At 38.4% G+C, this 24,257-nt stretch carries 24 protein-coding genes and 1 tRNA gene; 19 read left to right on the top strand and 6 right to left on the bottom strand.

Annotated features, from left to right (window positions below):
- Positions 1–58: 58 nt before the first annotated feature.
- Complete coding sequence (locus AC3ITD_RS00840) at positions 59–439, bottom strand: OsmC family protein (RefSeq protein WP_489363237.1); 381 nt, start codon at positions 437–439, stop codon at positions 59–61.
- Positions 440–877: 438 nt separating this feature from the next.
- Between AC3ITD_RS00840 and AC3ITD_RS00835 the strand changes: the two genes are divergently transcribed.
- Positions 878–1,243, top strand: a complete 366-nt coding sequence (locus AC3ITD_RS00835; RefSeq protein ID WP_463483754.1) for a YtxH domain-containing protein — start codon at positions 878–880, stop codon at positions 1,241–1,243.
- 47 nt (positions 1,244–1,290) lie between these two features.
- Complete coding sequence (locus tag AC3ITD_RS00830) at positions 1,291–2,034, top strand: YdcF family protein (RefSeq protein WP_489363235.1); 744 nt, start codon at positions 1,291–1,293, stop codon at positions 2,032–2,034.
- A gap of 192 nt (positions 2,035–2,226) precedes the next feature.
- Here AC3ITD_RS00830 and obgE read toward each other — a convergent pair whose 3' ends face one another.
- From obgE to AC3ITD_RS00805, 5 genes are all read right to left on the bottom strand, one after another.
- The gene (gene obgE, locus AC3ITD_RS00825; protein WP_489363233.1) at positions 2,227–3,222 is read right to left on the bottom strand and encodes a GTPase ObgE; all 996 of its coding nucleotides are present in this window, start codon (positions 3,220–3,222) and stop codon (positions 2,227–2,229) included.
- Between the two features lie 168 nt (positions 3,223–3,390).
- Positions 3,391–3,960: an adenylate kinase gene (locus AC3ITD_RS00820; protein WP_489363231.1), complete on the bottom strand. Its 570-nt coding sequence runs from the start codon at positions 3,958–3,960 to the stop codon at positions 3,391–3,393.
- A 315-nt stretch (positions 3,961–4,275) separates the two neighbouring features.
- Positions 4,276–4,349: transfer RNA gene (locus tag AC3ITD_RS00815), tRNA-Arg, on the bottom strand.
- A 97-nt stretch (positions 4,350–4,446) separates the two neighbouring features.
- Entirely contained in the window at positions 4,447–4,911 is a 465-nt protein-coding gene (locus tag AC3ITD_RS00810) for a redoxin domain-containing protein (RefSeq protein WP_265798129.1), read from the bottom strand.
- A gap of 141 nt (positions 4,912–5,052) precedes the next feature.
- Positions 5,053–5,961 carry an SDR family oxidoreductase gene (locus AC3ITD_RS00805; protein WP_489363229.1) on the bottom strand — a complete coding sequence of 303 codons (909 nt, stop codon included), beginning with the start codon at positions 5,959–5,961 and terminating at the stop codon, positions 5,053–5,055.
- Between the two features lie 161 nt (positions 5,962–6,122).
- Between AC3ITD_RS00805 and atpD the strand changes: the two genes are divergently transcribed.
- From atpD to AC3ITD_RS00720, 17 genes are all read left to right on the top strand, one after another.
- Positions 6,123–7,625: a F0F1 ATP synthase subunit beta gene (atpD, locus tag AC3ITD_RS00800; protein WP_489363227.1), complete on the top strand. Its 1,503-nt coding sequence runs from the start codon at positions 6,123–6,125 to the stop codon at positions 7,623–7,625.
- Positions 7,626–7,740: 115 nt separating this feature from the next.
- Entirely contained in the window at positions 7,741–7,986 is a 246-nt protein-coding gene (gene atpC, locus AC3ITD_RS00795; protein ID WP_231425138.1) for an ATP synthase F1 subunit epsilon, read from the top strand.
- 564 nt (positions 7,987–8,550) lie between these two features.
- Positions 8,551–9,441, top strand: a complete 891-nt coding sequence (locus AC3ITD_RS00790; protein ID WP_489363224.1) for an aminotransferase class IV — start codon at positions 8,551–8,553, stop codon at positions 9,439–9,441.
- Between the two features lie 87 nt (positions 9,442–9,528).
- A complete protein-coding gene (gene ilvD / locus AC3ITD_RS00785) occupies positions 9,529–11,211 on the top strand; it encodes a dihydroxy-acid dehydratase (RefSeq protein WP_489363222.1) in 1,683 nt (560 codons plus the stop codon).
- Positions 11,212–11,256: 45 nt separating this feature from the next.
- Positions 11,257–11,496 (top strand): ORF6N domain-containing protein, encoded by a 240-nt coding sequence (locus AC3ITD_RS00780; RefSeq protein WP_489363220.1) that lies wholly within the window; start codon positions 11,257–11,259, stop codon positions 11,494–11,496.
- A complete protein-coding gene (locus AC3ITD_RS00775; protein ID WP_265798124.1) occupies positions 11,468–11,836 on the top strand; it encodes a hypothetical protein in 369 nt (122 codons plus the stop codon). Before AC3ITD_RS00780 ends, AC3ITD_RS00775 begins: the two co-directional genes overlap by 29 nt.
- A 21-nt stretch (positions 11,837–11,857) precedes the next feature.
- Positions 11,858–13,609: a biosynthetic-type acetolactate synthase large subunit gene (gene ilvB / locus AC3ITD_RS00770; protein WP_265798123.1), complete on the top strand. Its 1,752-nt coding sequence runs from the start codon at positions 11,858–11,860 to the stop codon at positions 13,607–13,609.
- A gap of 108 nt (positions 13,610–13,717) precedes the next feature.
- Positions 13,718–14,356, top strand: a complete 639-nt coding sequence (gene ilvN, locus AC3ITD_RS00765) for an acetolactate synthase small subunit (RefSeq protein ID WP_056851585.1) — start codon at positions 13,718–13,720, stop codon at positions 14,354–14,356.
- A gap of 79 nt (positions 14,357–14,435) precedes the next feature.
- Positions 14,436–14,906: a DinB family protein gene (locus AC3ITD_RS00760; RefSeq protein WP_489363217.1), complete on the top strand. Its 471-nt coding sequence runs from the start codon at positions 14,436–14,438 to the stop codon at positions 14,904–14,906.
- A gap of 231 nt (positions 14,907–15,137) precedes the next feature.
- Positions 15,138–16,619, top strand: coding sequence for a ketol-acid reductoisomerase (ilvC, locus tag AC3ITD_RS00755; protein WP_265798121.1), 1,482 nt, complete (start codon positions 15,138–15,140; stop codon positions 16,617–16,619).
- 56 nt (positions 16,620–16,675) lie between these two features.
- On the top strand, positions 16,676–18,088 hold the full coding sequence (leuC, locus tag AC3ITD_RS00750; protein ID WP_489363215.1) for a 3-isopropylmalate dehydratase large subunit: 1,413 nt from the start codon (positions 16,676–16,678) through the stop codon (positions 18,086–18,088).
- A 128-nt stretch (positions 18,089–18,216) separates the two neighbouring features.
- On the top strand, positions 18,217–18,507 hold the full coding sequence (locus tag AC3ITD_RS00745) for an antibiotic biosynthesis monooxygenase family protein (protein ID WP_489363213.1): 291 nt from the start codon (positions 18,217–18,219) through the stop codon (positions 18,505–18,507).
- Between the two features lie 57 nt (positions 18,508–18,564).
- A complete protein-coding gene (locus AC3ITD_RS00740) occupies positions 18,565–19,251 on the top strand; it encodes a class I SAM-dependent methyltransferase (protein ID WP_489363211.1) in 687 nt (228 codons plus the stop codon).
- A 56-nt stretch (positions 19,252–19,307) separates the two neighbouring features.
- The gene (gene leuD, locus AC3ITD_RS00735) at positions 19,308–19,889 is read left to right on the top strand and encodes a 3-isopropylmalate dehydratase small subunit (RefSeq protein ID WP_489363209.1); all 582 of its coding nucleotides are present in this window, start codon (positions 19,308–19,310) and stop codon (positions 19,887–19,889) included.
- Positions 19,890–20,056: 167 nt separating this feature from the next.
- A complete protein-coding gene (locus AC3ITD_RS00730; protein WP_489363207.1) occupies positions 20,057–21,562 on the top strand; it encodes an ATP-binding cassette domain-containing protein in 1,506 nt (501 codons plus the stop codon).
- A 44-nt stretch (positions 21,563–21,606) separates the two neighbouring features.
- Entirely contained in the window at positions 21,607–22,707 is a 1,101-nt protein-coding gene (gene leuB, locus AC3ITD_RS00725; RefSeq protein ID WP_489363206.1) for a 3-isopropylmalate dehydrogenase, read from the top strand.
- Positions 22,707–24,212, top strand: coding sequence for a 2-isopropylmalate synthase (locus AC3ITD_RS00720; protein ID WP_265798113.1), 1,506 nt, complete (start codon positions 22,707–22,709; stop codon positions 24,210–24,212). The genes leuB and AC3ITD_RS00720 overlap by 1 nt, the downstream gene beginning before the upstream one ends.
- The last annotated feature ends 45 nt before the right edge of the window (positions 24,213–24,257 follow it).

The following is a 24,257-nucleotide window of genomic DNA, read 5'->3' as shown; positions in this document are numbered from 1 at the left end:
GTTACAAAGATATTAAGACTTTTTAGCATTGTGGGAAACGAGTTTTGCACCGTTACCGTTAAAGCACTTTAGAGCGTACCTCATGCCCAACAGTCAATATTTTGCTTACCGGGCACTTGGAAGCAATAACTTCAAGCCTTTGTTTCTGATCTTCCGATAAATTGCCAGTACACGTTATTTCCTCCAGAAAAACATCTTCTGCATTTTCAATGCCCATATTAACTTCAACCTCAATTTTATCTACAGCCCAACCCTTTCTATCTACATACATGCGCAAAGTAATGGCCACGCAAGAAGCAAGCGACGCCATTAGCAAACCTTTAGGAGCAAATCCTTTGTGTGTTCCGCCTAGCTCTATCGGCTCATCTACAATCACTTCGTGAGATCCGTTTGTTACCGAACAGGCATAATGCGCTTTGTTTATTGTGGCTTTTACCATTTAAAATGTATTTGATTTCAAATATTACGTTTTATTTTAAACATAGCGCTATAATTATTAGAAAATGAAGGGTAATCAACTTCTGGCGGTCTGTAGTCCTGCCATTTGCTTTACTTCGTTGTTAACCCCGAAGGTTAACACTGCGTGCTCGCTCTGCCCGTTAGGTTTATAAACGCTAGCCGGTCCCATAAAAATAACCCTGTTCCTGCAATTTTATTACTCTTTCTCTAATATGTAATTTAACAAACGATAGGTTTTTACCTAGCTGCACAGCTGTTGCCACTTAAACCCGATCTTAGCGAAATGCTCCCGATTTTTTATCGGAGCAGAAGCGAGAGCGGGATCGATTTAAACCAAATGCTGGTGTAATTGCTTTCCAAAACAAAAAATATGAAACATTATTAACTTAGCGTTTGTTGAATTTAAAAGCTCATAATTATGAAATACAGAAAGTTAATCGGAAAATATGTTGCCCACAAATCGACCAATAACGCTCAGGTTGCGTTGGCATTGGTGGCTGGCTTAGCTGCAGGGGCAATAGTAAGTATTTTATTTGCACCAGATAGTGGTTCAGGAACAAGAGGTAAAATTGCCAGTGGCGCAAAAAATTTACGCTACGGATTTCAGGATAAATATAACTTGTTAAAGGAAAAGGTTTTTGGTGTAGAAGCAATAGAAAACGATATTGTAGAACATGAAGTGCCACATTATAAACATACGGTAACCAAAAAACCCAAATCAGATATCAAGGAAATTCTAGAACATGCTCATGATAATGGGCAAGTTCAGGATGGCCAGGGATAACGTACAATTGGCAAAATAACCTTAGTTTTGAAAGGTTATTTTGCTTTATGATTTTTATTTTTTCAAAATTATTACTTTTTCTTCTGCAACCCATCATTTGGGTTTTCGCAGTATTATTATTTGCAATTTTTACGCGAAAAGAGCGGCGGAGGAAGATACTTTTTATACTGGCGGCCTCACTGCTCGTTGTTTTTTCGAACAGTTTTTTAATCGGAAAAATATACAATATTTATGAACCCACTTATCCTAAATATCAAAAGTATGATATCGGAATACTACTAGGTGGTTTCTCTAAATCTACCCAACGTGGAAAGCTTGCCGCAAATGAGCGTGGAGATCGGCTTATTCAAACTATTTATTTATTTAAAACGGGTGTAATAAAAAAAATCCTGATTAGTGGTGGTTCCGGAAAACTGATTGGCAAAGAATCTATTGAAGCCGATTATGTAGCGAAATATTTAAAGCAAATTGGGATACCAGACTCATGCGTTTTAATAGAGAATAGAAGCAAGAATACGATTGAAAATGCAAAATATAGTGTAGAACTGATCAACAAAAATAAACGGGACGCAACCGTTTTGGTAATCACCAGTGCATGGCATCTTCCGCGTTCAAAAATGATTTTTGATAAAGCTTTCGATAAGCAATTGGCTTATTACCCAACAGATTACATCGGTAAGGAAAAATATGATATATCAGACTATTACATGCCCAACGCAGATGCGCTAAGCTACTGGCAATTCATTTTGAAAGAATGGGTTGGATGTTTAGTAGACCGGCTTAGAATTTAGGCTTGATATTAATATGATATTGAAACTTATCGTTTTAAAATACTGAAGTACCCAAAAAATAATTTAAATGGACAGGTTGCGAACTAAACAATGTAACTTGTATGCCCCAAATTCCTTCAACTCTCAACTCTCAACTCTCAACTCTCAACTCTCAACTCTCAACTCTCAACTCTCACCTCTCAACTCTCAACCTTAGCTTTCAATCGCTTTTACAAGCATATCTTTTAGCTCCAATAAGTTTTTTTGTGCCACTGAAGAGATAAAAATCGACGGTATATCTGGCAAATCCTGTTTCATTTCTGTCATCAGTTCTTCATCCAACATATCGGATTTCGTTATGGCCAAAACATGCGGTTTTTGCATAAGTTCAGGATTATAAGATTGAAGCTCACTTTTTAAAATCTCATATTCTTCTTTGATGGTTCTGCTGGTATCTGCAGGAATCATAAATAACAACACCGAATTACGTTCAATGTGACGTAAGAAACGGTAGCCTAAACCCTTACCTTTTGAAGCGCCTTCGATAATTCCCGGAATATCGGCCATGACGAAAGATTTGCCTCCGCGGTAACTTACAATACCCAAATTAGGAACAATTGTGGTAAACGGATAATCTGCAATTTCTGGTTTAGCAGCCGAAACCACGGATAACAAGGTAGATTTTCCAGCGTTTGGAAACCCAACTAATCCTACATCTGCTAAAACTTTCAGTTCAAGGATATTCCAAACCTCTTTTCCCGGCTCACCTGGTTGTGCAAAACGTGGGGTTTGCTGTACTGCGTTTTTGAAATGTGCATTTCCTAAACCGCCACGACCGCCAGCAGTTAAAATTTTAGTTTCACCATCCTTAGTAATTTCAAAAAGAACCTCTCCGGTTTCAGCATCTTTAGCAATTGTTCCCAAAGGAACTTCGAGGATTTCATCTTGGCCTTGCTTGCCGAATTTGTGTGAACTTCCGCCTGCACCACCATCCTGGGCAATGATATGCTTACGATATTTGAGGTGTAATAATGTCCAGATATGAACGCTGCCTTTTACAATGATGTGCCCGCCACGACCACCATCACCTCCATCAGGCCCGCCCATAGAAGTCAAAATATCACGATGTAAATGTGCTGAACCAGCTCCTCCTTTACCAGAACGGCAGCAAATTTTTACATAATCTACGAAATTCGAACCCTGTGACATATTGATTTTAGATTTTAGATTGACGATTTTAGATTAAAAAAATCGATGAACTCTTGTTGTATTTTTTTGTATTAACGAATCTGATTTACAAAAATCGCTAAAAAACAAACATCCGCAAAAAACAACAACTGTTATTTTTGCGGATGTTAAAATTTATATTTTTATCCTTTAAAATTGATCAATTACTGCACAGAGATCATTGTATACATTTCCAATTTCTCCAATGCCGTTTACTTTTTTCAACTTTCCTTGCTCTTCATAATAAGGCAAAACATGGATTGTTTTTTCAAAGTATTCTGAGATCCGCTTTTTTAACTTTTCCGCGTCATCATCCGGTCGGCCACTTGTTTTATGACGTTCAGCTATGCGTTTGGTAAGTTCCGCCTGATCAACATCTAAAGCAATAACTCCAGCAATCTTGCTTCCTTTACGTTCTAAAAACAAATCGAGTTCTCTTGCTTGAGGAACAGTACGAGGAAAACCATCAAATACGAAACCTTTTGCATCAGGATTTTTGTCTACTTCTTCTTCAAGCATGGCAATTGTAATTGCATCAGGAACTAACTCTCCATCTGCTAATAATTGACTAACTTTTCTTCCTAATTCTGTTTCACCTTTAACGTGTGCTCTAAAAAGATCGCCTGTTGAAACATGTACCAACTGATATTTTGCAATCAGCTTTTCAGATTGGGTGCCTTTACCCGCCCCTGGAGGGCCAAAGAGAACTAAATTAAGCATTAACGTGGTTTAGGTTGTCTTTAAAATAAACAGTCTTGACAACAAGACATCAACTAATCATGAAAATCGCACAAAGCGCTGCCTTTCAAGGCTGCAAATATATAATTATTAATTTGGATGAGTTTTATAATTAAGAATTTATTTGAAAAACGAGGCAATTTGAAACCTATCTAAATTATTTTGCAAAGAATCTTATGATTTAGGGAATCTTTGCAGAATTTCTAGCAGAATTTTATGCAATTCTCAAAACAAGACTGGTTCTTGATAAAAATTGAACATAAAAAAAGAGGATCTCATTTCGAGATCCTCTTTAAGTGCACTTGTAGGGATTCGAACCCCAAACCTTCTCATCCGTAGTGAGATGCTCTATCCAATTGAGCTACAAATGCATTTTCGTTTGTTAACGGACTGCAAAGGTAAGATTTGAGATTTAAATTCAAAATAATTTTGAAAAAAAATCTCAAATAAACTTAGCGTTACGGAATATTAAGCTTTCAAAGCATCATCAATTGCCTTAAAATCAGGCAAATCTTTTGCATCTTCTAAAACTTCAGCGTAAACTATTTTTCCTTCCTCATCTATTACAAAAGCTGCTCTTTTAGAAACGCCCTTTAAACCGAACACAAATTCTGGGTAGATAGCGCCAAACGATTCAGATACTTCCTTATTAAAGTCAGATAATAACGGGAACTGATAATTTTGAACTTCCTTGAATTTGGCCAAAGAAAACGGAGAATCTACAGAAATTCCTAATACTTGGGCATCGATACCTTCGTAAAAGCTGAAATTGTCTCTCATTGTACAAAGTTGTTCGGTACACGTACCCGTAAAAGCCATCGGGAAGAAGTGTATGATTACTTTTTTTCCTTTGAATGCAGATAAAGAAACTTCTGCTAAATCTGAGCTGTATAATTTAAAATCTGGGGCCTGATCGCCTACGTGTAATGACATATATTTATTATTGTTTAATTGTTTAACTGTTTGAATTGCTGGAATAAATTGGCTAACTGATAAATTGCGGTACAAAGTTCGAAAAGAAAGAGCTTACGGATTTGTCTATTTCCTAATTTCCATTTCCCCGTTTTCCATTTCCTATTTCCTACTTGTCATCTGCTCAACCACGATCTTCAAACCTTCCTCAAAACTATGCGGCCGGTAATCCAAATCGTTTATCGCTTTATCTAATACAAAACCGGTTTTCATCGGTCTCCTCGCCGTTTGGTTTAAACCGACAGAACTTACCTCTGAAATAATCGATTGATCCAATGCCCAATAATCGGCAACTTTTCGCACTAAATCTGCAATGCTCATGTAATCTTTGCCAGATACATGATATATTCCCTTTGCATTTTTTTCAACGGCTAACAAACAAGCTTCGGCCAAATCTTCAGCTAATGTTGGCATTCGCCATTGATCATTTACAACTTTTATTGGCAAACCTTTCTCCAAAGCCCCTTTTGCCCACAAGACAATATTACTTCTGCTCATATCGTTGGTAATGCCATAAACCAAAATCGTTCTCATAACTACCCAATCTGCTGTCGATTTCCTAATTATTTCTTCAGCCAAAACTTTCGATTCGCCATAATAACTCACGGGGTTAACCGGATCATCTTCTTTATATGGTCCTTCTTCCCCGTCAAAAACAAAATCTGTACTTAAATGAATCAATTGGATATTTTTTTCTTCGCATAGCGATAAAAGATTTTGAACCGCTACTACATTTAATTGATAACACATCCCTTTATCCGCTTCAGCGGTATCTACATTGGTCATTGCTGCAGTATGAATGATGGCGTCTGGTTGATATTTATCTATAACTTCTCTGACCTGTTGTAGATTGAGAATATCCATTTCTGCATATCCATAGCCGGCTTTAACTGGATAACGGTTTATACCTTTTGATGTGGCCACCAACTTTACCCTACCCTCTGCCAAAATTTTTTCTGTTAATTTCTGACCTAAGAGTCCGTTGCTGCCAGTAGTTAAAATTGTTTTCATCGATTGATTTTATACCGCTAAACTACCCATTAAAATCGCCTAAGAAAAATTTGTAATATATATTTAAAATTTACTAATAATAACTTAACTTTGCCAACCGAATTGGAGCCCTTACAAACAGCTTTAATTCATTGACTGTAATAAATTTACTCACAACAGATATGCCTAACTTAGGAAAAATAGCACAAATTATCGGCCCAGTGGTTGACGTTAGCTTTGCTGATGATGCCCATCTACCTAAAATTTTCGATGCGTTAGAGATAACAAAAGAAAATGGACAAAAAATTGTTTTAGAAGTTCAACAGCATTTAGGCGAAGATCGCGTACGTGCAATCTCTATGGATTCTACTGATGGTTTAGTCCGTGGAATGAAGGTACTTGATACTGGTTCAGCGATTAAAATGCCAGTGGGCGATCAAATTAAAGGTCGTTTATTTAACGTAGTAGGTGATGCGATTGACGGTATTACTGCTGTAGATAAAACTGACGGTCGTCCGATCCATGCTACTCCTCCTAAGTTCGAAGATTTATCAACTGAAACTGAGGTACTTTTCACAGGTATCAAAGTAATCGATTTATTAGAGCCTTATGCAAAAGGTGGTAAAATTGGTTTGTTCGGTGGTGCTGGTGTAGGTAAAACGGTATTAATTATGGAGTTGGTAAACAACATCGCTAAAGCTTATGCTGGTTTATCAGTATTCGCAGGTGTTGGTGAGCGTACTCGTGAGGGTAACGATTTATTACGTGAATTTATCGAATCAGGCGTAATCAACTACGGTGACGATTTCTTACACTCCATGGAAAAAGGTGGATGGGATTTGAAAGCGGTTGATACTGAAAAATTAAAAGAATCTAAAGCAACATTAGTTTTCGGTCAAATGAACGAGCCTCCTGGTGCACGTGCTCGTGTAGCATTATCAGGATTAACAGTTGCAGAATATTTCCGCGATGGTGATGGTGAAGGCGCAGGAAAAGACATCCTTTTCTTCGTTGATAACATCTTCCGTTTCACTCAGGCAGGTTCTGAGGTATCGGCTTTATTAGGCCGTATGCCATCTGCAGTAGGTTACCAACCAACATTGGCAACTGAAATGGGTTTAATGCAAGAGCGTATTACTTCAACTAAACGTGGTTCAATTACATCAGTACAAGCGGTATATGTACCTGCGGATGATTTAACTGACCCTGCACCGGCGACAACATTTGCCCACTTAGATGCAACTACAGTACTTTCTCGTAAAATTGCTGAGCTTGGTATTTATCCAGCAGTAGATCCATTAGATTCTACTTCACGTATCCTTTCTCCTGCTGTTTTAGGTGATGAGCACTACAACACTGCACAACGTGTGAAAGAAACTTTACAACGTTATAAAGAATTACAAGATATCATTGCGATTTTAGGTATGGACGAATTATCTGAAGAAGATAAATTAGTGGTATCAAGAGCTCGTCGTGTGCAACGTTTCTTATCTCAACCTTTCCACGTAGCGGAACAATTTACCGGCTTAAAAGGTGTGTTGGTTGATATTAAAGATACCATCAAAGGTTTCAACATGATTATGGATGGTGAAGTTGATGAATATCCAGAAGCTGCATTTAACTTAGTTGGTAGCATTGAAGATGCTGTTGAAAAAGGTAAGAAGTTATTGGCAGAAGCTAATTAGTATATAGTAGTTAGTACTTAGTATAAAGATACGGTCTCTAGCCTAAGTACTACCTCAATAATTTATTTAGCGAACTAGTTTAATTACTAGTTACTAAATACTAACTACTAAAGAAATGAATTTAGAAATATTAACTCCAGATAAAAAAGTTTTCGAAGGTGAGGTAACAGCAGTTACCGTTCCGGGTACTTTAGGTTCTTTTCAAATTTTGAAAGACCATGCGGCGATCATCTCAACTTTAGAAGATGGAGAAGTTATTATCAAAGCTGGCAAAGCCGATGAGCAACGTTTTTTCATCAAAGGCGGTGTTGTTGAAGCTATCCACAACAAAATTGTTGTTTTGGCTGAAGGTATTGCTTAAATAAAATTAGTGCTGAATTTATTTTAGCATCATTATAGAAAGCCTTTCCGATTAATTTCGGGAAGGCTTTTTTGTTATAGTTAACCCTTAGAATTTGAACATTTCTCCAACCAGAAGTCACATTTAGGAAGAAAATAGTAAATTTTACAATGCAAGCATAACAAACATACCGTATACCGTTTTGATATTCGGTATACCACCAACGACATTAAATCACTATTTCCGTTTCTATAAAGAATAACATTCTGTTTAAACAGAAAATTTAAAAATATTATTCTTATTTAACTTTTTTCTTATTTCTCTTGCATATTAGTGAACCAAAAACTAAATTGGTATTTATAAAGCATCAGAAAATAATGACAATTCAAAACAATAATCTTTCCAAAATCAGTACCGCAAATGCGGGCGGAAATATTGTGTTGTTATTTGTCATTATTCTAAACCTCCTACTCCTAATTTTAGGAAAGAAGACGGGCAGCTTTTAAATAGATTTAAAAAACTAAATATACCTAAAGCGTCCTGATACAAACAGGACGCTTTTTTTAAATAACAAAACGCAGTATTATGAAGTACTACAATTCTAATACGATTATTTATCTTGATGGAAGGTTCGAAAAAGCTGTAGATAGTGGCACCGACCTTTATGGCCAGTCGTTACACTACGGTTATGCCGCGTTTGAAGGTATCAGAGCATATAAAACACACAATGGAAATCGGATTTTCAAAGCCGCTGCCCATTTTGACCGTTTAGAGCGCTCTTGCCAGTTGGCCAATATTCCCTTCCCATGGGATAAACAAGAATTAATTAAAGAAACCTACAAGCTTCTTACTTTAAATAAGTTAAAGGATGCCTATATCCGGCCGTTGGTTTTTTGCCATCCAAACATGAAATTGAATGGACCAAGTGGTGTTTCGATACTGATCTGCGCCTGGGATTGGGAGGCTTACTCAGGGAATAAACTTTTAAAACTCACCATCTCCGATTACGAAAGACCAAACCCGAAATCGACTCCGATGGAGGCTAAGTTAAGTGGAAACTATGTAAACTCGATTTTGGCAACTACTGCGGCCAACATAAAGGGCTATGATGATGCGCTACTTTTAGATATGCATGGATTTGTTGCTGAATCTTCGGGTGCGAACATTTTCTTAGAGAAAGATGGAAAATTGTACACTCCATCATTGGGTAATATTTTACCAGGAATTACCCGGGCAACGGTTAAAGAACTTTGTAGTGTATTAGATATCGAATGCATCGAGAAAAAATTAACCGTCGAAGGTTTGAAAAATGCTGATAGTGCATTCCTATGTGGTACTGCTACCGAAATTGCAGGTATTGCCTCTATTGACGATATTGTCTTCCGCACGCTTTGGAGAGAATCTATCGGTTATACCATACAAAGAGCTTATAAAAACCTTGTACTGGAAAAAGTAAACTACGAAGTGATCATTTAGTATCAAGTAGTTATTATCGAGTATCTAGACGGATTCCAAAACATTACAACCTTAAAACATTACAACATTACCACCAATTACTAAACAATGAGCGAATTAAACAAGTACAGTAAAACATTTACACAAGACCCAACGCAACCTGCTGCACAAGCTATGTTATATGGAATCGGATTAACCGATGCAGATATGGCAAAGGCACAAGTCGGAATTGCAAGTATGGGTTACGATGGCAACACCTGCAACATGCACCTGAACGATCTTGCAAAAGACGTTAAAACTGGGGTCTGGAAAAATGATTTAGTGGGCTTGGTTTTTAATACCATTGGCGTAAGCGATGGAATGAGTAACGGAACAGATGGGATGCGTTACTCATTGGTGAGCCGCGATGTAATTGCTGACAGTATCGAAACCATTTGTGGTGGACAATATTATGATGGAATTATCTCCATTCCAGGCTGTGACAAAAACATGCCGGGAGCAATCATGGCTATGGCTCGTTTAGATCGTCCATCAATTATGGTTTACGGAGGAACGATTGCTCCAGGCCATTATAAAGGCGAAGAATTAAATATAGTTTCAGCATTTGAAGCATTAGGACAAAAAATCTGTGGTAATTTATCTGAAGAAGATTATCAGGGAATTATAAAACATACTTGCCCGGGTGCGGGTGCATGTGGAGGAATGTACACCGCAAACACCATGGCATCAGCTATCGAAGCTTTAGGTATGAGTTTGCCTTACTCCTCTTCAAACCCGGCAATTAGTCCGGAGAAAAAACAAGAATGTTTAGATGCTGGAAAATACATCAAGATATTATTAGAAAAAGATATCAAACCATCTGATATTATGACGAGGAAAGCATTTGAAAATGCCATCCGTTCGATCATTATTTTAGGAGGAAGCACCAATGCAGTACTACATTTTATTGCAATGGGTAAAGCTATCGGAGTTGAAATTACACAGGATGATTTCCAGAGAATGAGCGATGTAACTCCGGTTTTAGCTGATTTTAAACCAAGTGGAAAATTCCTGATGCAAGATTTACATCAGTACGGTGGTATTCCTGCAGTGTTGAAATTCTTATTGAATGAAGGCTTATTGCATGGCGATTGCCTAACCGTAACTGGAAAAACAATGGCTGAAAACCTGGGTGATGTGAAATCAATTATGGATTACGATCAAAAAATCATTCAGAAATTAAGCGAACCAATCAAACCAACAGGTCATCTACAGATTCTTTATGGAAATTTAGCGGAGAAAGGTTCAGTGGCAAAAATCTCTGGTAAGGAGGGAGAAAAATTTGAAGGTCCGGCACGTGTTTTTGATGGCGAGCATGATTTAATTGCTGGTATTTCTAGCGGTCGTGTTCAACCGGGTGATGTAATTGTAATTAAAAACTCTGGCCCAGTTGGTGCTCCAGGTATGCCTGAAATGTTAAAGCCAACATCGGCCATTATCGGTGCAGGTTTAGGTAAGTCGGTCGCTTTAATTACCGATGGTCGCTTTTCTGGTGGAACACACGGCTTTGTAGTGGGGCATATCACGCCAGAATCTTATAAAGGAGGTTTAATTGGTCTGGTTGAGGATAATGATCCAATCTTAATCGACGCCGTTAATAATATAATTAGTTTGCAGGTAAGTGACGAGGTGATCGCCGAGAGAAGAAACAGATACGTTCAACCAGCGTTGAAAGTGACAAAAGGTGTTTTATATAAATATGCTAAAACAGTATCAGATGCAGCAAGCGGTTGTGTAACTGATGAATATTAAATTTTGATGTCATCCCGACTAGAAAATAATATTAAACTTAAAGATATGCAGATTATTAAAAGCATTCAAAGTAGAATTTATACGATTCGGGGTGAAAGAGTAATGCCAGATTTCGATTTGACTTTGCTTTATGAAGTTGAAACAAAGGTTTTGAATCAAGCGGTTAAGCGTAACAAACAACGCTTCCCGGAAGATTTTATGTTCCAATTAACAATAGAAGAGTGGGAAAATTTGAGGTTTCAAATTGAAACCGCAAATGAATTACTCCGTCCTCACAGATTGTGATACTGAACTGGTCACAAATTGTGACCGGTTCCCAAAAACACCGGGGGAACTTACCATACGCTTTACAGAGCAAGGTGTAGCCATGCTTAGTGGCGTTTTGAGAAGCGAAAGGGCGATTAATATGAACATTGCCATTATGAGAGCATTTGTAGATGTTCGCAAAATTTTGCTAAAACAAAGCAATATTAATGAACAGCTACTTAAAATTAAAGAGCGACTTGGAGAGCATGATGTTCAATTAAACGAACTCTACGATGCAATGGTTAACATGCTCGACGAAAAAATTGCTCAATTAAAATGGAAAGATAGGGAGCGGATTGGGTTTAAAATTAAAAAATAATAGAACCGTAAAAACATAATTATGGAAACTGCACAAGATACGATACAACAAACCGAGGCGAAAGCAGAAGCTTCAAAAACTTTATTCAAAGGAACAGGCTCACAGGTTTTGTTGAATGGATTAATTGAGGAGGGCGTAACCACCATTTTCGGCTATCCAGGTGGGGCTATCATGCCAATTTACGATGCACTTTACGATTACGCCGACAAACTAGAGCATATTTTAGTTCGCCATGAGCAAGGTGGTATTCATGCTGCACAAGGTTTTGCCAGAACAAGTGGAAAAGTTGGGGTTTGTTTTGCAACAAGTGGTCCAGGCGCAACTAATTTAGTTACTGGTTTGGCCGATGCTCAAATTGATAGTACTCCTTTGGTTTGTATCACAGGGCAGGTTTTTGCACATTTATTGGGAACCGATGCTTTTCAGGAAACGGATGTGATTAACATTACAACCCCCGTTACTAAATGGAATTATCAGGTTACCGATGCTAAAGAGATCCCGGAGGTTTTGGCTAAAGCATTTTATATCGCAAAAAGCGGCAGACCAGGACCAGTTTTAATTGACATTACTAAGAACGCACAATTACAGGTTGAGGAATTTCCTGAATATGTAAAATGTAATCATATCCGCTCTTATCGCCCAAAACCAAAAGTTAGGGTTGAATATATTGAGCAAGCGGCAGCATTAATCAATGCAGCAAAAAAACCATTTGTATTATTCGGACAGGGCGTTATTTTAGGCAAAGCGGAAGCAGAGTTCAAAGCGTTTATTGAGAAATCTGGCATCCCAGCTGCCTGGACAATCATGGGTGATGGCGCAATTCCAACTTCACACCCATTAAATGTTGGGATGCTAGGGATGCATGGCAATTACGGTCCGAATGTTTTGACTAATGAATGTGATGTATTAATTGCGATTGGAATGCGTTTCGATGACCGCGTAACTGGTCGTTTAGATAAATATGCCAAACAGGCAAAGGTAATTCATTTCGATATCGACCCTGCTGAAATTGATAAAAATGTAAAGGCAGAAGTAGGCGTTTGGGGCGATTGTAAAGAAACCCTACCCCTATTAACCAATCTGGTTAATGAAAGCAAACACGAAGAATGGTTGGCGAAATTCAAAGATTATAATCAGCAAGAAATAGACCAGGTAATCACGCCAGAGCTTCATCCAACAAGTGATGAAATGACGATGGGCGAAGTATTGCGCAACATCAATGAAATCTGCGGCGGCGATGCTATAATCGTAACCGATGTTGGTCAACACCAAATGGTTGCCTGCCGTTATGCCAAATTTAATAATACCCGTAGCAATATCACTTCTGGTGGTTTGGGCACCATGGGCTTCGGCTTGCCGGCAGCAATTGGTGCAAAATATGGTGCGCCAGATAAAACGGTAATCGCAATTATCGGTGATGGAGGTTTCCAAATGACGCCCCAGGAACTGGGAACCATTATGCAGTTCGGTGCGGCAGTAAAAATTTTGATTTTGAATAATCGCTTCTTAGGGATGGTTCGCCAATGGCAACAATTATTCCACGATAAACGATACTCTTTTGTAAACATTACGAGTCCTGATTTTGTGGCCCTGGCTAAAGCATATTATATCGAAGCCGATAAAGTTGATGAACGTGCCACCTTAAGAAAAGCTTTGGAAACGATGATCAATCACGAAGGATCTTACCTTTTAGAAGTGATGGTTGGAAGAGAAAATAATGTTTTCCCAATGGTTCCACAAGGAATGAGCGTAAGTGAAATTAGGTTGAAATAAGATTAAATCTGATCGTCATCTCGACTGGAGCGCAGCGAAATGGAGAGAACTTTGAACAAAGATTTCTCCGCAAGGTCGAAATGACGACAAGGTAAAAAAGAAATTATCATGAGTACTGAAAATACAATACAACATACAATAGATAAAGCCGATATCGACGGGAAGCAAGAATACACCATTACCGTGTATGCTGAAAATCGCATTGGTTTATTAAACAGGATTGCGATTATCTTCTCGAAAAGAAAAATCAATATCGAAAGTTTAAATAGTTCTGCTTCCGAAATCGATGGCATCCACCGTTTCAACATCGTCATTACAGAAAGTTATGAAGTGGTTCGGAAACTTGCCCGTCAAATTGAAAAGCAAATTGAAGTTCTGAAAGTCTACTTCAATACCAATGAAGAAATTATCTGGCAGGAACTGGCGCTGTACAAAGTATCTACAGATGAAATTGCGGAGAAAGTAACCGTAGAACGTTTGCTTAGACAATATGGAGCAAGCGCCGTGGTAATCCGTAAAGATTATACCGTTTTTGCCGTAACTGGCCACAGAGAAGAAACCGATGCGCTAGTGAAAGCACTTGAGCCTTACGAACTGATTGAGTTTGTACGTTCTGCAAGGGTTGCGATTATTAAAGATAGCGCTGGTTTCCACGAGAAACTGAAAGAATTTGAGGCCTTTGAACCCGGGGAAGAACTGGTAGAAAATGAGTTCTTAGATAAAGGCGAGAAGATATTTACAATGTAGATGAATACGACGTTAGAAGTTGTAAGTTATAAGTTCAGGACGTAAAACGTATAACTTAAAACCTAAAACAATAGAAAAAATGAACGAAATATTTGATTTTATAATTACCTCACGCAAAGCCTTTATTCAGTTAATAGATGGTTTGACGATTGAGCAATTGAATAAAATTCCTGAAGGTTACAACAACAATATTGTTTGGAATTTCGGGCACATTGTGGTAAGTACACAAACGCTTTGTTATGTACGCACCGGGGTTTTAGCAGATACAAACTCGGTAAACTTTAACGAATTCTATAAGAAAGACACTCGGCCGACATACACTGTAACTATGGAAGAAGTTGAGGAATTAAAAGCTTTAGCACTTGATAGCGTTGAAGAGATAAAAGAAGATTATGCAAATGGCGTTTTTGCAAACATCACGCCTTTTTCAACTTCCACCTATGGAGCAGAGATGAAAAGTATAGAAGAAGTGCTGGTTACCACTATAGGGCACGATAATGTGCATTATGGATATGCTTGGGCACTGAAGAAAGGCGTAGAAAGGGTTTAGGGTTTAGCGAAAAGACGAAAGCTAACACACTCGTTTTTGCGAGGAACGAAGCAGTCTTAATGCGATAGGTTAAAGATCTCGCTTTAGTTATAGGATTACTTCGTTCCTCGCAATGACGACCGCACATAACATATCGGTAAATCGTCCCGAAAAGAAACAACTGTTCGTGAAGACACGGACTTGACAATAATATTAATAGAAAATAGAACCATAAAATAAATAACAAAAACGATGTCAAATTATTTTAACACATTACCTCTAAGAGAAAAATTAAACCAGCTAGGTGTTTGCGATTTCATGGACAGCAACGAGTTTTTAGATGGCGTTAGCGCTTTGAAAGGCAAAAAACTAGTGATTGTAGGCTGCGGCGCTCAAGGCTTAAATCAAGGTTTAAATTTAAGAGATAGTGGTTTAGATGTAAGTTACACGTTGCGCAAAGAGGCGATTGAAGGCAAAAGAGATTCATGGAAAAATGCAACCGAAAACAACTTCAAAGTTGGTACTTACGAAGATTTAATTCCAACTGCCGATGTGGTAATTAACCTTACGCCAGATAAACAACATACTGCCGTTGTAAATGCAATTATGCCTTTGATGAAGGAAGGTGCAACGTTATCTTACTCTCACGGTTTCAATATTGTGGAAGAAGGCATGCAAATCCGTAAAGATTTAACGGTTATTATGGTGGCTCCAAAATGTCCGGGTAGCGAAGTTAGAGCGGAATATGTTCGTGGTTTTGGTGTGCCAACTTTAATTGCTGTTCATCCAGAAAACGATCCACAAGGTAAAGGATTGGCACAGGCAAAAGCTTATGCTGTTGGTACAGGTGGCCACAGAGCTGGGGTTTTAAAATCATCTTTTGTGGCCGAAGTTAAATCTGATTTGATGGGCGAGCAAACTATTCTTTGTGGTTTATTGCAAACTGGTTCTATCCTATCGTTCGATAAAATGGTAGAAAAGGGAATTGATGCTGGTTATGCTTCTAAATTGGTTCAATATGGTGTGGAAGTAATTACTGAAGCCTTAAAACAAGGTGGAATTACTGCAATGATGGATAGATTAAGCAATGTTGCTAAAATCAAAGCTTTTGAAATTTCTGAAGAATTAAAAGACATTATGCGCCCATTATTCCAAAAGCACCAGGATGATATTATGAGTGGCGAATTTAGCCGCACGATGATGGAAGATTGGGCTGCTGGTGATAAAAATTTATTGAAATGGAGAGCTGAAACAGGTGAAACTGCTTTCGAAAAAACGCCTGCTGGCGATGTTAAAATCGGTGAGCAAGAATACTTCGACAATTATTTATTAATGGTTGCTTTCGTTCGTGCAGGGGTTGAGTTGGCTTTTGAAACAATGGTGCAGGCGGGTATTAAACCAGAATCAGCTTATTATGAGTCGTTACACGAAACGCCGCTTATTGCTAACACCATTGCCCGTAAAAAATTATTCGAAATGAACCGCGTAATTTCTGATACAGCTGAATATGGTTGTTACTTATTCGACCAGGCTTGTAAACCATTATTAGCTGACTTCATGACTAAAGTTGACACTGACTTAGTGGGTAAAAACTTTAACGAGGGTAAAGATGGCGCTGTAGATAACAGAAAATTAATCGATGTTAACGAGGCAATTCGCTCACACGAAGTAGAACAAGTTGGCGCTACATTGCGTAAAGCGATGACTGCCATGAAAGCAATTAAAACTGCATAATAGAACTCAAACCTTATAGGTTTTAAAAACCTATAAGGTTTACAAAAAATAACAAAATGTCAAAAACATTAGTAGAAAAAATTTGGGATGCACACGTTGTAAAAAGCGAAGAAGGCTTTCCTGATATTTTATACATTGATACACACTTAATACACGAGGTAACTTCTCCGCAGGCTTTTGATGGTTTGCGCAAGAGAGGATTACCAGTTCTTCGTCCGCAGCAAACGGTGGCTACTGCCGACCATAACGTGCCGACTTTGAACCAATTACAGCCAATTAAAGAAGAGCTTTCTCGCTATCAGGTGGATATGCTGACCAAAAATTGTGCAGAATTTGGAATTGAGCTTTATGGTTTAGGTCATCCTTTTCAAGGCATTGTTCACGTAATCGGTCCGGAATTGGGCATTACCTTACCAGGGAAAACGATGGTATGCGGCGATAGTCACACTTCAACACATGGTGCTTTCGGAGCCATCGCTTTTGGTATCGGAACCTCGCAAGTGGAGCAGGTTTTTGCAACGCAATGTTTATTGCAGTCGAAACCTAAAACCATGAAAATTGAGGTTAACGGGGAATTGGGCAAAGGTGTTGGTGCAAAAGACATCATCCTTTACATCATCTCTCAAATTTCTGCAGCTGGCGGAACGGGTTATTTCATTGAGTATGCCGGTTCGGCAATTGAAGCTTTGAGCATGGAAGCCCGAATGACAATCTGCAACATGAGTATCGAAATGGGTGCGAGAGGTGGTTTAATTGCTCCTGACCAAACCACGTTCAGTTATATTAAAGGAAGAGAGTTTGCGCCTGCAGGCGAAGAGTGGGATAAAGCTTTAGCGTATTGGAAAACTTTGTATAGCGATGCTGATGCGAAATTCGATAGCGTTTTAACATTTAATGCCGTAGATATCGCACCGATGATTACTTATGGAACCAACCCAGGAATGGGAATGGGAATCCAGGAGCATATTCCGGCGACTAACGCACAACCTGATAAAGAAAAACTTTCTTATCAAAAAGCTTTGGATTATATGGGCTTTGATGATGATGCCGCTTTGATCGGAAAACCGGTTGATTATGTTTTCATTGGCAGCTGTACCAATTCTCGTATTGAAGATTTACGCGAAGTGGCAGATTTTGTAAAAGATAAACGCAAAGCGGATAATGTTACGGTTTGGATTGTTCCGGGTTCGAAGCAAGTAGAGCAACAAGCGAAAAATGAAGGTTTAGATAAAATTTTCGAGGCCGCAGGTTTTCAATTGCGTGAGCCAGGTTGCAGTGCTTGTTTAGGAATGAATGAAGATAAAATTCCAGCTGGAAAATATTGCGTTTCTACATCGAACAGAAATTTTGAAGGTAGACAAGGACAAAATGCCAGAACATTACTAGCCAGTCCGCTAACAGCTGCTGCGGCTGCCGTAACTGGCGTGATTACAGATGTTAGAGAAATGCTTGAACCGGTAGAAGGTTAAAAGGCGGAAGGTTTAAGGTTTAACGTAAGAACAAAATCCCTAAAACACTCGTCATTGCGAGGCACGAATCAATCTATTTTCCAACTGAGATTGCTTCGTACCTCGCAATGACGAAAAGCTAAGAAAAAATGATTTTAGAAGTTGCGATATTAAATATAAAAGCTGGCTTATCAGCTGATTTTGAAAAAGCTTTCAACGAAGCTCAAAAAATCATTTCCTCCATGGAAGGTTACATTTCACATCAACTGAAAAAGTGTTTGGAAGAAACTGACAAATATATTTTGCTGGTAAACTGGGCAACATTAAAAGCACATACCGAAGGTTTTAGAGGTTCTGCAGAATACCAAGACTGGAAAAAGCTACTGCACCATTTTTATGATCCTTTTCCAACTGTTGAACATTATGCTGAGGTGAGATAGCTTAAATGTAAATGATTTACGGTAAAGCAAATAACCCGTAACCAAAGACAAACAAAAATGGAAACATTACAAGAAATACAGAACCAATTTAATGCAGTATCCGAAAAATACGATAGGCAAAGGCGTTTCCTTATACCTTGTTTTGATGATTTTTATGGTACCGCTTTATCGCTGTCTGAAAATGTTTCAAGAATTAAAAACATCTTGGATATTGGTGCAGGAACAGGGTTGATGAGTGCGTTCTTTCATGAGAAATACCCAAAGGCAAAAATCACTTTGGTTGATATTTCTAAAGAGATGCTTAAAAAAGCTGAGGAGCGTTTCGAGGGAAATGAAAACATTAGTTTTTTAAATGCCGATTTCTCCACTATGGATTTACCAGAAAATCATTATGAATTAGTGGTTTCAGGACTGGCAATACACCATTTACCAAATGAATTGAAACAACAGTTGTTCGGCAAAATTGCAAAAACGCTCAAACCTGGAGGTTGGTTTATCAACGCTGATCAGGTTTTAGGCGAAACTCAAATAGCAGAAAAGGTATATACTGAAAATTGGAAAAATCATGTGGAGCAAAGTCCTAACTTAACGGATGAAGAGAAACAAAGTGCATTTGAGCGAATTAAGGTTGATATTATGGCGCCTTTAAAACCGCAGTTAGAATGGCTGGAAAATGCAGGGTTACAAAATGCGAATTGCTATTATCAATATTACAATTTTGTAGTATTTGCTGCAAATAAATAAAAAAAGGCGATATAACGGTTCCTGAAACCTGAAACTCGCAACTTGATACTTGTAAAATGAAAAAATTCATAAAATTAACATCGGCAGTAGTGCCTTTAAACATAGAGAACATTGATACCGACCAGATTATTCCGGCAAGGTTTCTAAAAGCGACCACACGTGATGGTTTTGGCGAAAACCTGTTCCGCGACTGGCGTTATGAAAACGATAATCAACCTAAAGCCGATTTTGTGCTGAATGACCCAACTTATAACGGTCAGGTTTTAGTTGCCGGAAAAAACTTTGGTTGTGGTAGCAGTCGTGAGCATGCAGCCTGGGCTATTCAAGATGCAGGTTTCGATGTCGTAATCAGTAGTTTCTTTGCAGATATCTTTAAAGGCAATGCATTAAACAATGGCTTGCTACCTATTCAGGTTAGCGAAGATTTCCTGGCCCAAATTTTTGGGGCTGTGGATAAAAATCCAAAATCGCCATTAGAAGTTGATCTGGAAAACCAAACGGTAACCATTGTAGAAACAGGAGCACAGGAATCTTTTGAGATTAACCCATACAAAAAATCGTGTTTAATTAATGGCTACGATGATATCGATTTCATCTTGGCTCAAAAAGATTTGATTGAGGAATTTGAGAAAAATTAATATCGAAAAGCTAAGACAATTATCATTTCAAGGTACGAAGCAATCCTACAACTATTGCTAGGTTCTTCAAACCATCGCATTAAGAGTGCTTCGTACCTCGCAATGACGACAGTAAGAATCAGTGTAATCAATCAATCTGTGTATTCAATCCGCAGCAATTAATAACCATGAAAGAAAGCATAGTCAACATTCAAAACCTAACCTTAAAACACCAACAAAAATCGGTGTTAAAGGATTTGAACTGGACTATTTATCGTGGTGAAAACTGGGCATTAGGTGGCACGAGTGGAAGCGGAAAAACATCTTTAGCAAAAATTATATCAGGCCTGCAAAGTGCAGCTGGCGAGGTAAGAATTAATTTTAATAATGATAGCCATTTACCAGCAGAGGCTTTATTTGTAGAAAGCTGGTATCAGTTTAAAAACCTGGAAGGCGTTGCAAACTTCTATTATCAACAGCGCTATACCAGTCAGCAGGCTAAAGATACCTTAACTGTCCATGCGGAATTAGTTGATTTTGGCAAGGAGAACTATCTACATTTTGATCACGTAGAACCGATATTAGAAGCACTACACTTTACAACATTTGCCAGTTCTCAATTGATTGAGTTATCAAGCGGCGAACATAAAAAATTGCAACTGGTTAAAGCTTTATGGTTGAAGCCGCAGTTGTTAATTATCGACCAACCTTATACAGGCCTGGATGCCGCATCTCGTAAAAACCTCAATCTTTTATTAGATGAAGTTTCAACGAATGGTGTTCAATTGATTTTAATTTCCAACGATTCGGAATTGCCAAGCGCTATTAATCGTTTTGCGGAAATAATAAACGGTCAAATTTTAGTTTCAGATTCAAGACTTATAACATCAGCTTCTGAAAAAAAACATACAAGAGAAATTCCTGATTTCCTTAAGGAATCACCTAAATATTCTTCGAAGAATATTGTAAAAATGGTAGATGTTAACATCAGCTATGGCGAGAAACAGGTTTTAAAAAACATCAATTGGGAAGTTAATGCTGGAGAAAAATGGTTACTGCAAGGCCATAACGGATCGGGCAAATCAACTTTATTGAGCCTTATAAATGGTGATCATCCGCAATCGTATGCCAACGAGCTTTATTTGTTTGGTAACCGACGAGGAAGTGGCGAAAGTATTTGGGACATTAAACAACATATCGGTTTAATCTCTCCTGAGTTTCATTGGTATTTTGATGCTACCTCAACCGTTTGGCAAAGTATTGCTTCCGGTTTTTATGATACCGTTGGCTTATTTCAGCAATTGCCCTACTCAAAAAGTGAGCAGGTAAATGAACTGATAGCATATTTTGGGCTAAGCGAAAATAAGAACGAGCTATTAGGCTCGCTTCCATTAGGAAAGCAACGCTTGGTTTTGCTGGCAAGAACCATCATCAAAAATCCCGAATTATTGATTCTGGATGAACCATGTCAGGGCTTAGACCAGCAGCAAACAAAGCTTTTTAATCAATTTATTGATGAGTTGTGCAATAACGGCATGACGATGATATATGTTGGCCATTTTGAATCGCAGCTGCCAACCTGCATAGAAAAAAGAATATTATTAGAAAACGGCGAAGTAAAAGTCGTCGAAAGTTTAAACACCAAAACTCGTCATGACGAGGTAGGAAGCAACCTTTTGCACCGTACTATCTAACTGAGATTGCTTCGTAACTCGCAATGACGGCAATATACAATACAATGAAGAAGAACATTTTAGTAATACCTGGAGACGGTATTGGACCCGAAGTTACCAAATGGGGAAAAGCAGCATTAGAAAAAATTGCTGAAATCTTTGGACATGAATTTGTGTTCGATGAGGCTTTAATGGGACATGCAGCGATTGAAGTTACTGGCGAACCACTGCCAGATAAGACTTTAGAAAAAGCCAGAAAAAGCGATGCTATCCTTTTTGGAGCCATCGGCCATGCCAAATATGATAACGACCCAAGCCTAAAAGTAAGGCCAGAACAAGGTTTGTTAAAAATCCGTAAGGAACTTGGGTTATTTGCAAACCTCCGCCCAATATTATTATTTGATGAACTTCTTCAGGCATCGAGCATTAAACCTGAAATTTTAAGAGGAACTGATATATTATTCTTCCGCGAGTTAACTGGCGACGTTTATTTCGGCGAAAAATCTCGTTCTGAAGATAGAAATACAGCTTCTGATTTAATGATTTACCACCGTTACGAAGTGGAGCGTATTGCACATAAAGCTTATCAGGCTGCGCAACAACGCAACAAAAGATTATGTTCGGTAGATAAGGCTAACGTATTGGAAAGTTCTCGCTTATGGCGTGAAACGGTTCAGGAAATTGCAAAACAATATCCTGATGTGGAAACGGAGCACATGTTTATCGATAACGCGGCCATGCAACTGATAAAAAACCCGAAGAAATTTGATGTGGTGTTAACGGCAAATTTATTTGGCGATATCTTAACGGATGAAGCTTCTCAAATTGCGGGCTCGATGGGTATGCTGGCTTCTGCATCTGTTGGCGAAAGCACAGGTTTCTTCGAGCCAATTCACGGTTCGGCACACGATATAACAGGAAAAGATTTGGCAAATCCACTGGCCTCTATCCTATCGGCAGCGCTAATGCTCGAAATTGGTTTCGGATTAAAAGAAGAAGCCAAATTATTGGTTGATACCGTTGACGAAGTCTTAAAAGAAGGTTTCAGAACACATGATATTGCCGACCAAACCACCAACCGATTCAAAGTTTTAGGCACCGCCGAGATGGGTAAATTGGTATTAAAATTCTTATCACAAAAATCAACTACAACCCCCCAAGCATAATGATACACGATCCCAATAAAGTATATATTTTCGACACCACCTTACGTGATGGAGAACAGGTTCCAGGTTGCCAGTTAGATACCAACCAAAAAATCGAAATCGCTAAAGCTTTGGAATTACTTGGCGTTGATGTAATTGAGGCAGGTTTTCCAATATCCAGTCCTGGCGATTTCCAGAGCGTTGTGGAATTATCAAAAGCAATAAAAAACCCGACCATTTGTGCGCTAACACGTGCAATAAAAGGGGATATAGATGTTGCGGCAGAGTCTTTACAATATGCAAAATATCCACGTATTCATACTGGAATTGGATCTTCTGATATGCACATTAAATACAAATTTAATAGCACCCGCGAGAAGATTTTAGAAAGAGCAGTTGAGGCCGTGAAATATGCAAAGAAATTTGTAGAGGATGTTGAATTTTATGCAGAAGATGCCGGAAGAGCGGATAATGAATTCTTGGCTCAAATGATTGAGGCAGTAATTGCTGCTGGTGCAACGGTTGTTAACATACCCGATACAAATGGCTATTGCATGCCTGATCAATACGGTTCTAAAATTCTTTACCTTAAAGAAAACGTAAAAAATATCGACCAGGCCATTATCTCTGTACATTGCCATAACGATTTAGGTTTGGCAACAGCAAACAGTATTGCTGGCGTAGTAAACGGTGCCCGTCAAATCGAATGTACTATAAACGGTATCGGTGAGAGAGCAGGAAACACCGCCCTTGAAGAAGTTTCGATGATTTTAAAAACCCATAGTTTGGGTTTACATACAGGCATCAATAGCAAGCATTTTACCGAAATTAGTGGTATGGTAAGCCGAATGATGCACATGCCAGTACAGCCAAATAAAGCAATTGTTGGTAAAAATGCCTTTGCACACAGTTCTGGTATTCATCAGGATGGATTTTTAAAACATCGTGAAAACTATGAAATCATCAATCCTGAAGATGTGGGCTTAAATAGTGCTGACATTATATTAACTGCAAGAAGTGGTCGCCATGCATTAAAGCACCATTTAGAGCGTTTAGACTACGACATTGATAAAATTAACATCGATGATGTTTACGAGCGTTTTTTAGTTTTGGCCGATGAAAAGAAAGACATTACCGACGACGATTTACTTTTTTTAATGAGTGATGGAGAAACACCGTCATACCTTAACGGTTATAAATTAAACTTGCTTCAGGTGGTTTGTGGCGATTTGGTAAACCCAACGGCTACGATTAAGCTTCAGTATAATAACGAAGAGAAAGAAGCGAAGGCAGAAGGAAATGGACCAGTAGATGCGACCATTAATGCGATATCAAGCTTAATTGATAAAGATATTACACTTAAAGAATTTACGATACAAGCCATGCATGGTGGAAGCGACGACGTGAGTAAAGTGAATATGAAAGTAGATTATAATGGCAAATCCTTCGTAGGCTTTGGTTTTAGCACAGATATTGTAAAAGCTTCGGCAAATGCATATTTAGACGCAATAAATAAGTTTTTGTAAGCAAGGTTAAAGCTAAAAGATTAAGCTGAAACCATAAATAGAATC

This window comes from Pedobacter sp. KH_004 (assembly GCF_057840755.1).
The sequence above is the reverse complement of the archived record's forward strand: the minus strand, read 5'-3'. Positions and strand labels throughout refer to the sequence as shown.

Bases quoted from the DNA above. Each gene is read 5' to 3' on its own strand.
- AC3ITD_RS00840 (WP_489363237.1), bottom strand. From the start codon at position 439: ATGGTAAAAGCCACAATAAACAAAGCGCATTATGCCTGTTCGGTAACA.
- AC3ITD_RS00835 (WP_463483754.1), top strand. From the start codon at position 878: ATGAAATACAGAAAGTTAATCGGAAAATATGTTGCCCACAAATCGACC.
- AC3ITD_RS00830 (WP_489363235.1), top strand. From the start codon at position 1,291: ATGATTTTTATTTTTTCAAAATTATTACTTTTTCTTCTGCAACCCATC.
- obgE (WP_489363233.1), bottom strand. From the start codon at position 3,222: ATGTCACAGGGTTCGAATTTCGTAGATTATGTAAAAATTTGCTGCCGT.
- AC3ITD_RS00820 (WP_489363231.1), bottom strand. From the start codon at position 3,960: ATGCTTAATTTAGTTCTCTTTGGCCCTCCAGGGGCGGGTAAAGGCACC.
- AC3ITD_RS00810 (WP_265798129.1), bottom strand. From the start codon at position 4,911: ATGTCATTACACGTAGGCGATCAGGCCCCAGATTTTAAATTATACAGC.
- AC3ITD_RS00805 (WP_489363229.1), bottom strand. From the start codon at position 5,961: ATGAAAACAATTTTAACTACTGGCAGCAACGGACTCTTAGGTCAGAAA.
- atpD (WP_489363227.1), top strand. From the start codon at position 6,123: ATGCCTAACTTAGGAAAAATAGCACAAATTATCGGCCCAGTGGTTGAC.
- atpC (WP_231425138.1), top strand. From the start codon at position 7,741: ATGAATTTAGAAATATTAACTCCAGATAAAAAAGTTTTCGAAGGTGAG.
- AC3ITD_RS00790 (WP_489363224.1), top strand. From the start codon at position 8,551: ATGAAGTACTACAATTCTAATACGATTATTTATCTTGATGGAAGGTTC.
- ilvD (WP_489363222.1), top strand. From the start codon at position 9,529: ATGAGCGAATTAAACAAGTACAGTAAAACATTTACACAAGACCCAACG.
- AC3ITD_RS00780 (WP_489363220.1), top strand. From the start codon at position 11,257: ATGCAGATTATTAAAAGCATTCAAAGTAGAATTTATACGATTCGGGGT.
- AC3ITD_RS00775 (WP_265798124.1), top strand. From the start codon at position 11,468: ATGAATTACTCCGTCCTCACAGATTGTGATACTGAACTGGTCACAAAT.
- ilvB (WP_265798123.1), top strand. From the start codon at position 11,858: ATGGAAACTGCACAAGATACGATACAACAAACCGAGGCGAAAGCAGAA.
- ilvN (WP_056851585.1), top strand. From the start codon at position 13,718: ATGAGTACTGAAAATACAATACAACATACAATAGATAAAGCCGATATC.
- AC3ITD_RS00760 (WP_489363217.1), top strand. From the start codon at position 14,436: ATGAACGAAATATTTGATTTTATAATTACCTCACGCAAAGCCTTTATT.
- ilvC (WP_265798121.1), top strand. From the start codon at position 15,138: ATGTCAAATTATTTTAACACATTACCTCTAAGAGAAAAATTAAACCAG.
- leuC (WP_489363215.1), top strand. From the start codon at position 16,676: ATGTCAAAAACATTAGTAGAAAAAATTTGGGATGCACACGTTGTAAAA.
- AC3ITD_RS00745 (WP_489363213.1), top strand. From the start codon at position 18,217: ATGATTTTAGAAGTTGCGATATTAAATATAAAAGCTGGCTTATCAGCT.
- AC3ITD_RS00740 (WP_489363211.1), top strand. From the start codon at position 18,565: ATGGAAACATTACAAGAAATACAGAACCAATTTAATGCAGTATCCGAA.
- leuD (WP_489363209.1), top strand. From the start codon at position 19,308: ATGAAAAAATTCATAAAATTAACATCGGCAGTAGTGCCTTTAAACATA.
- AC3ITD_RS00730 (WP_489363207.1), top strand. From the start codon at position 20,057: ATGAAAGAAAGCATAGTCAACATTCAAAACCTAACCTTAAAACACCAA.
- leuB (WP_489363206.1), top strand. From the start codon at position 21,607: ATGAAGAAGAACATTTTAGTAATACCTGGAGACGGTATTGGACCCGAA.
- AC3ITD_RS00720 (WP_265798113.1), top strand. From the start codon at position 22,707: ATGATACACGATCCCAATAAAGTATATATTTTCGACACCACCTTACGT.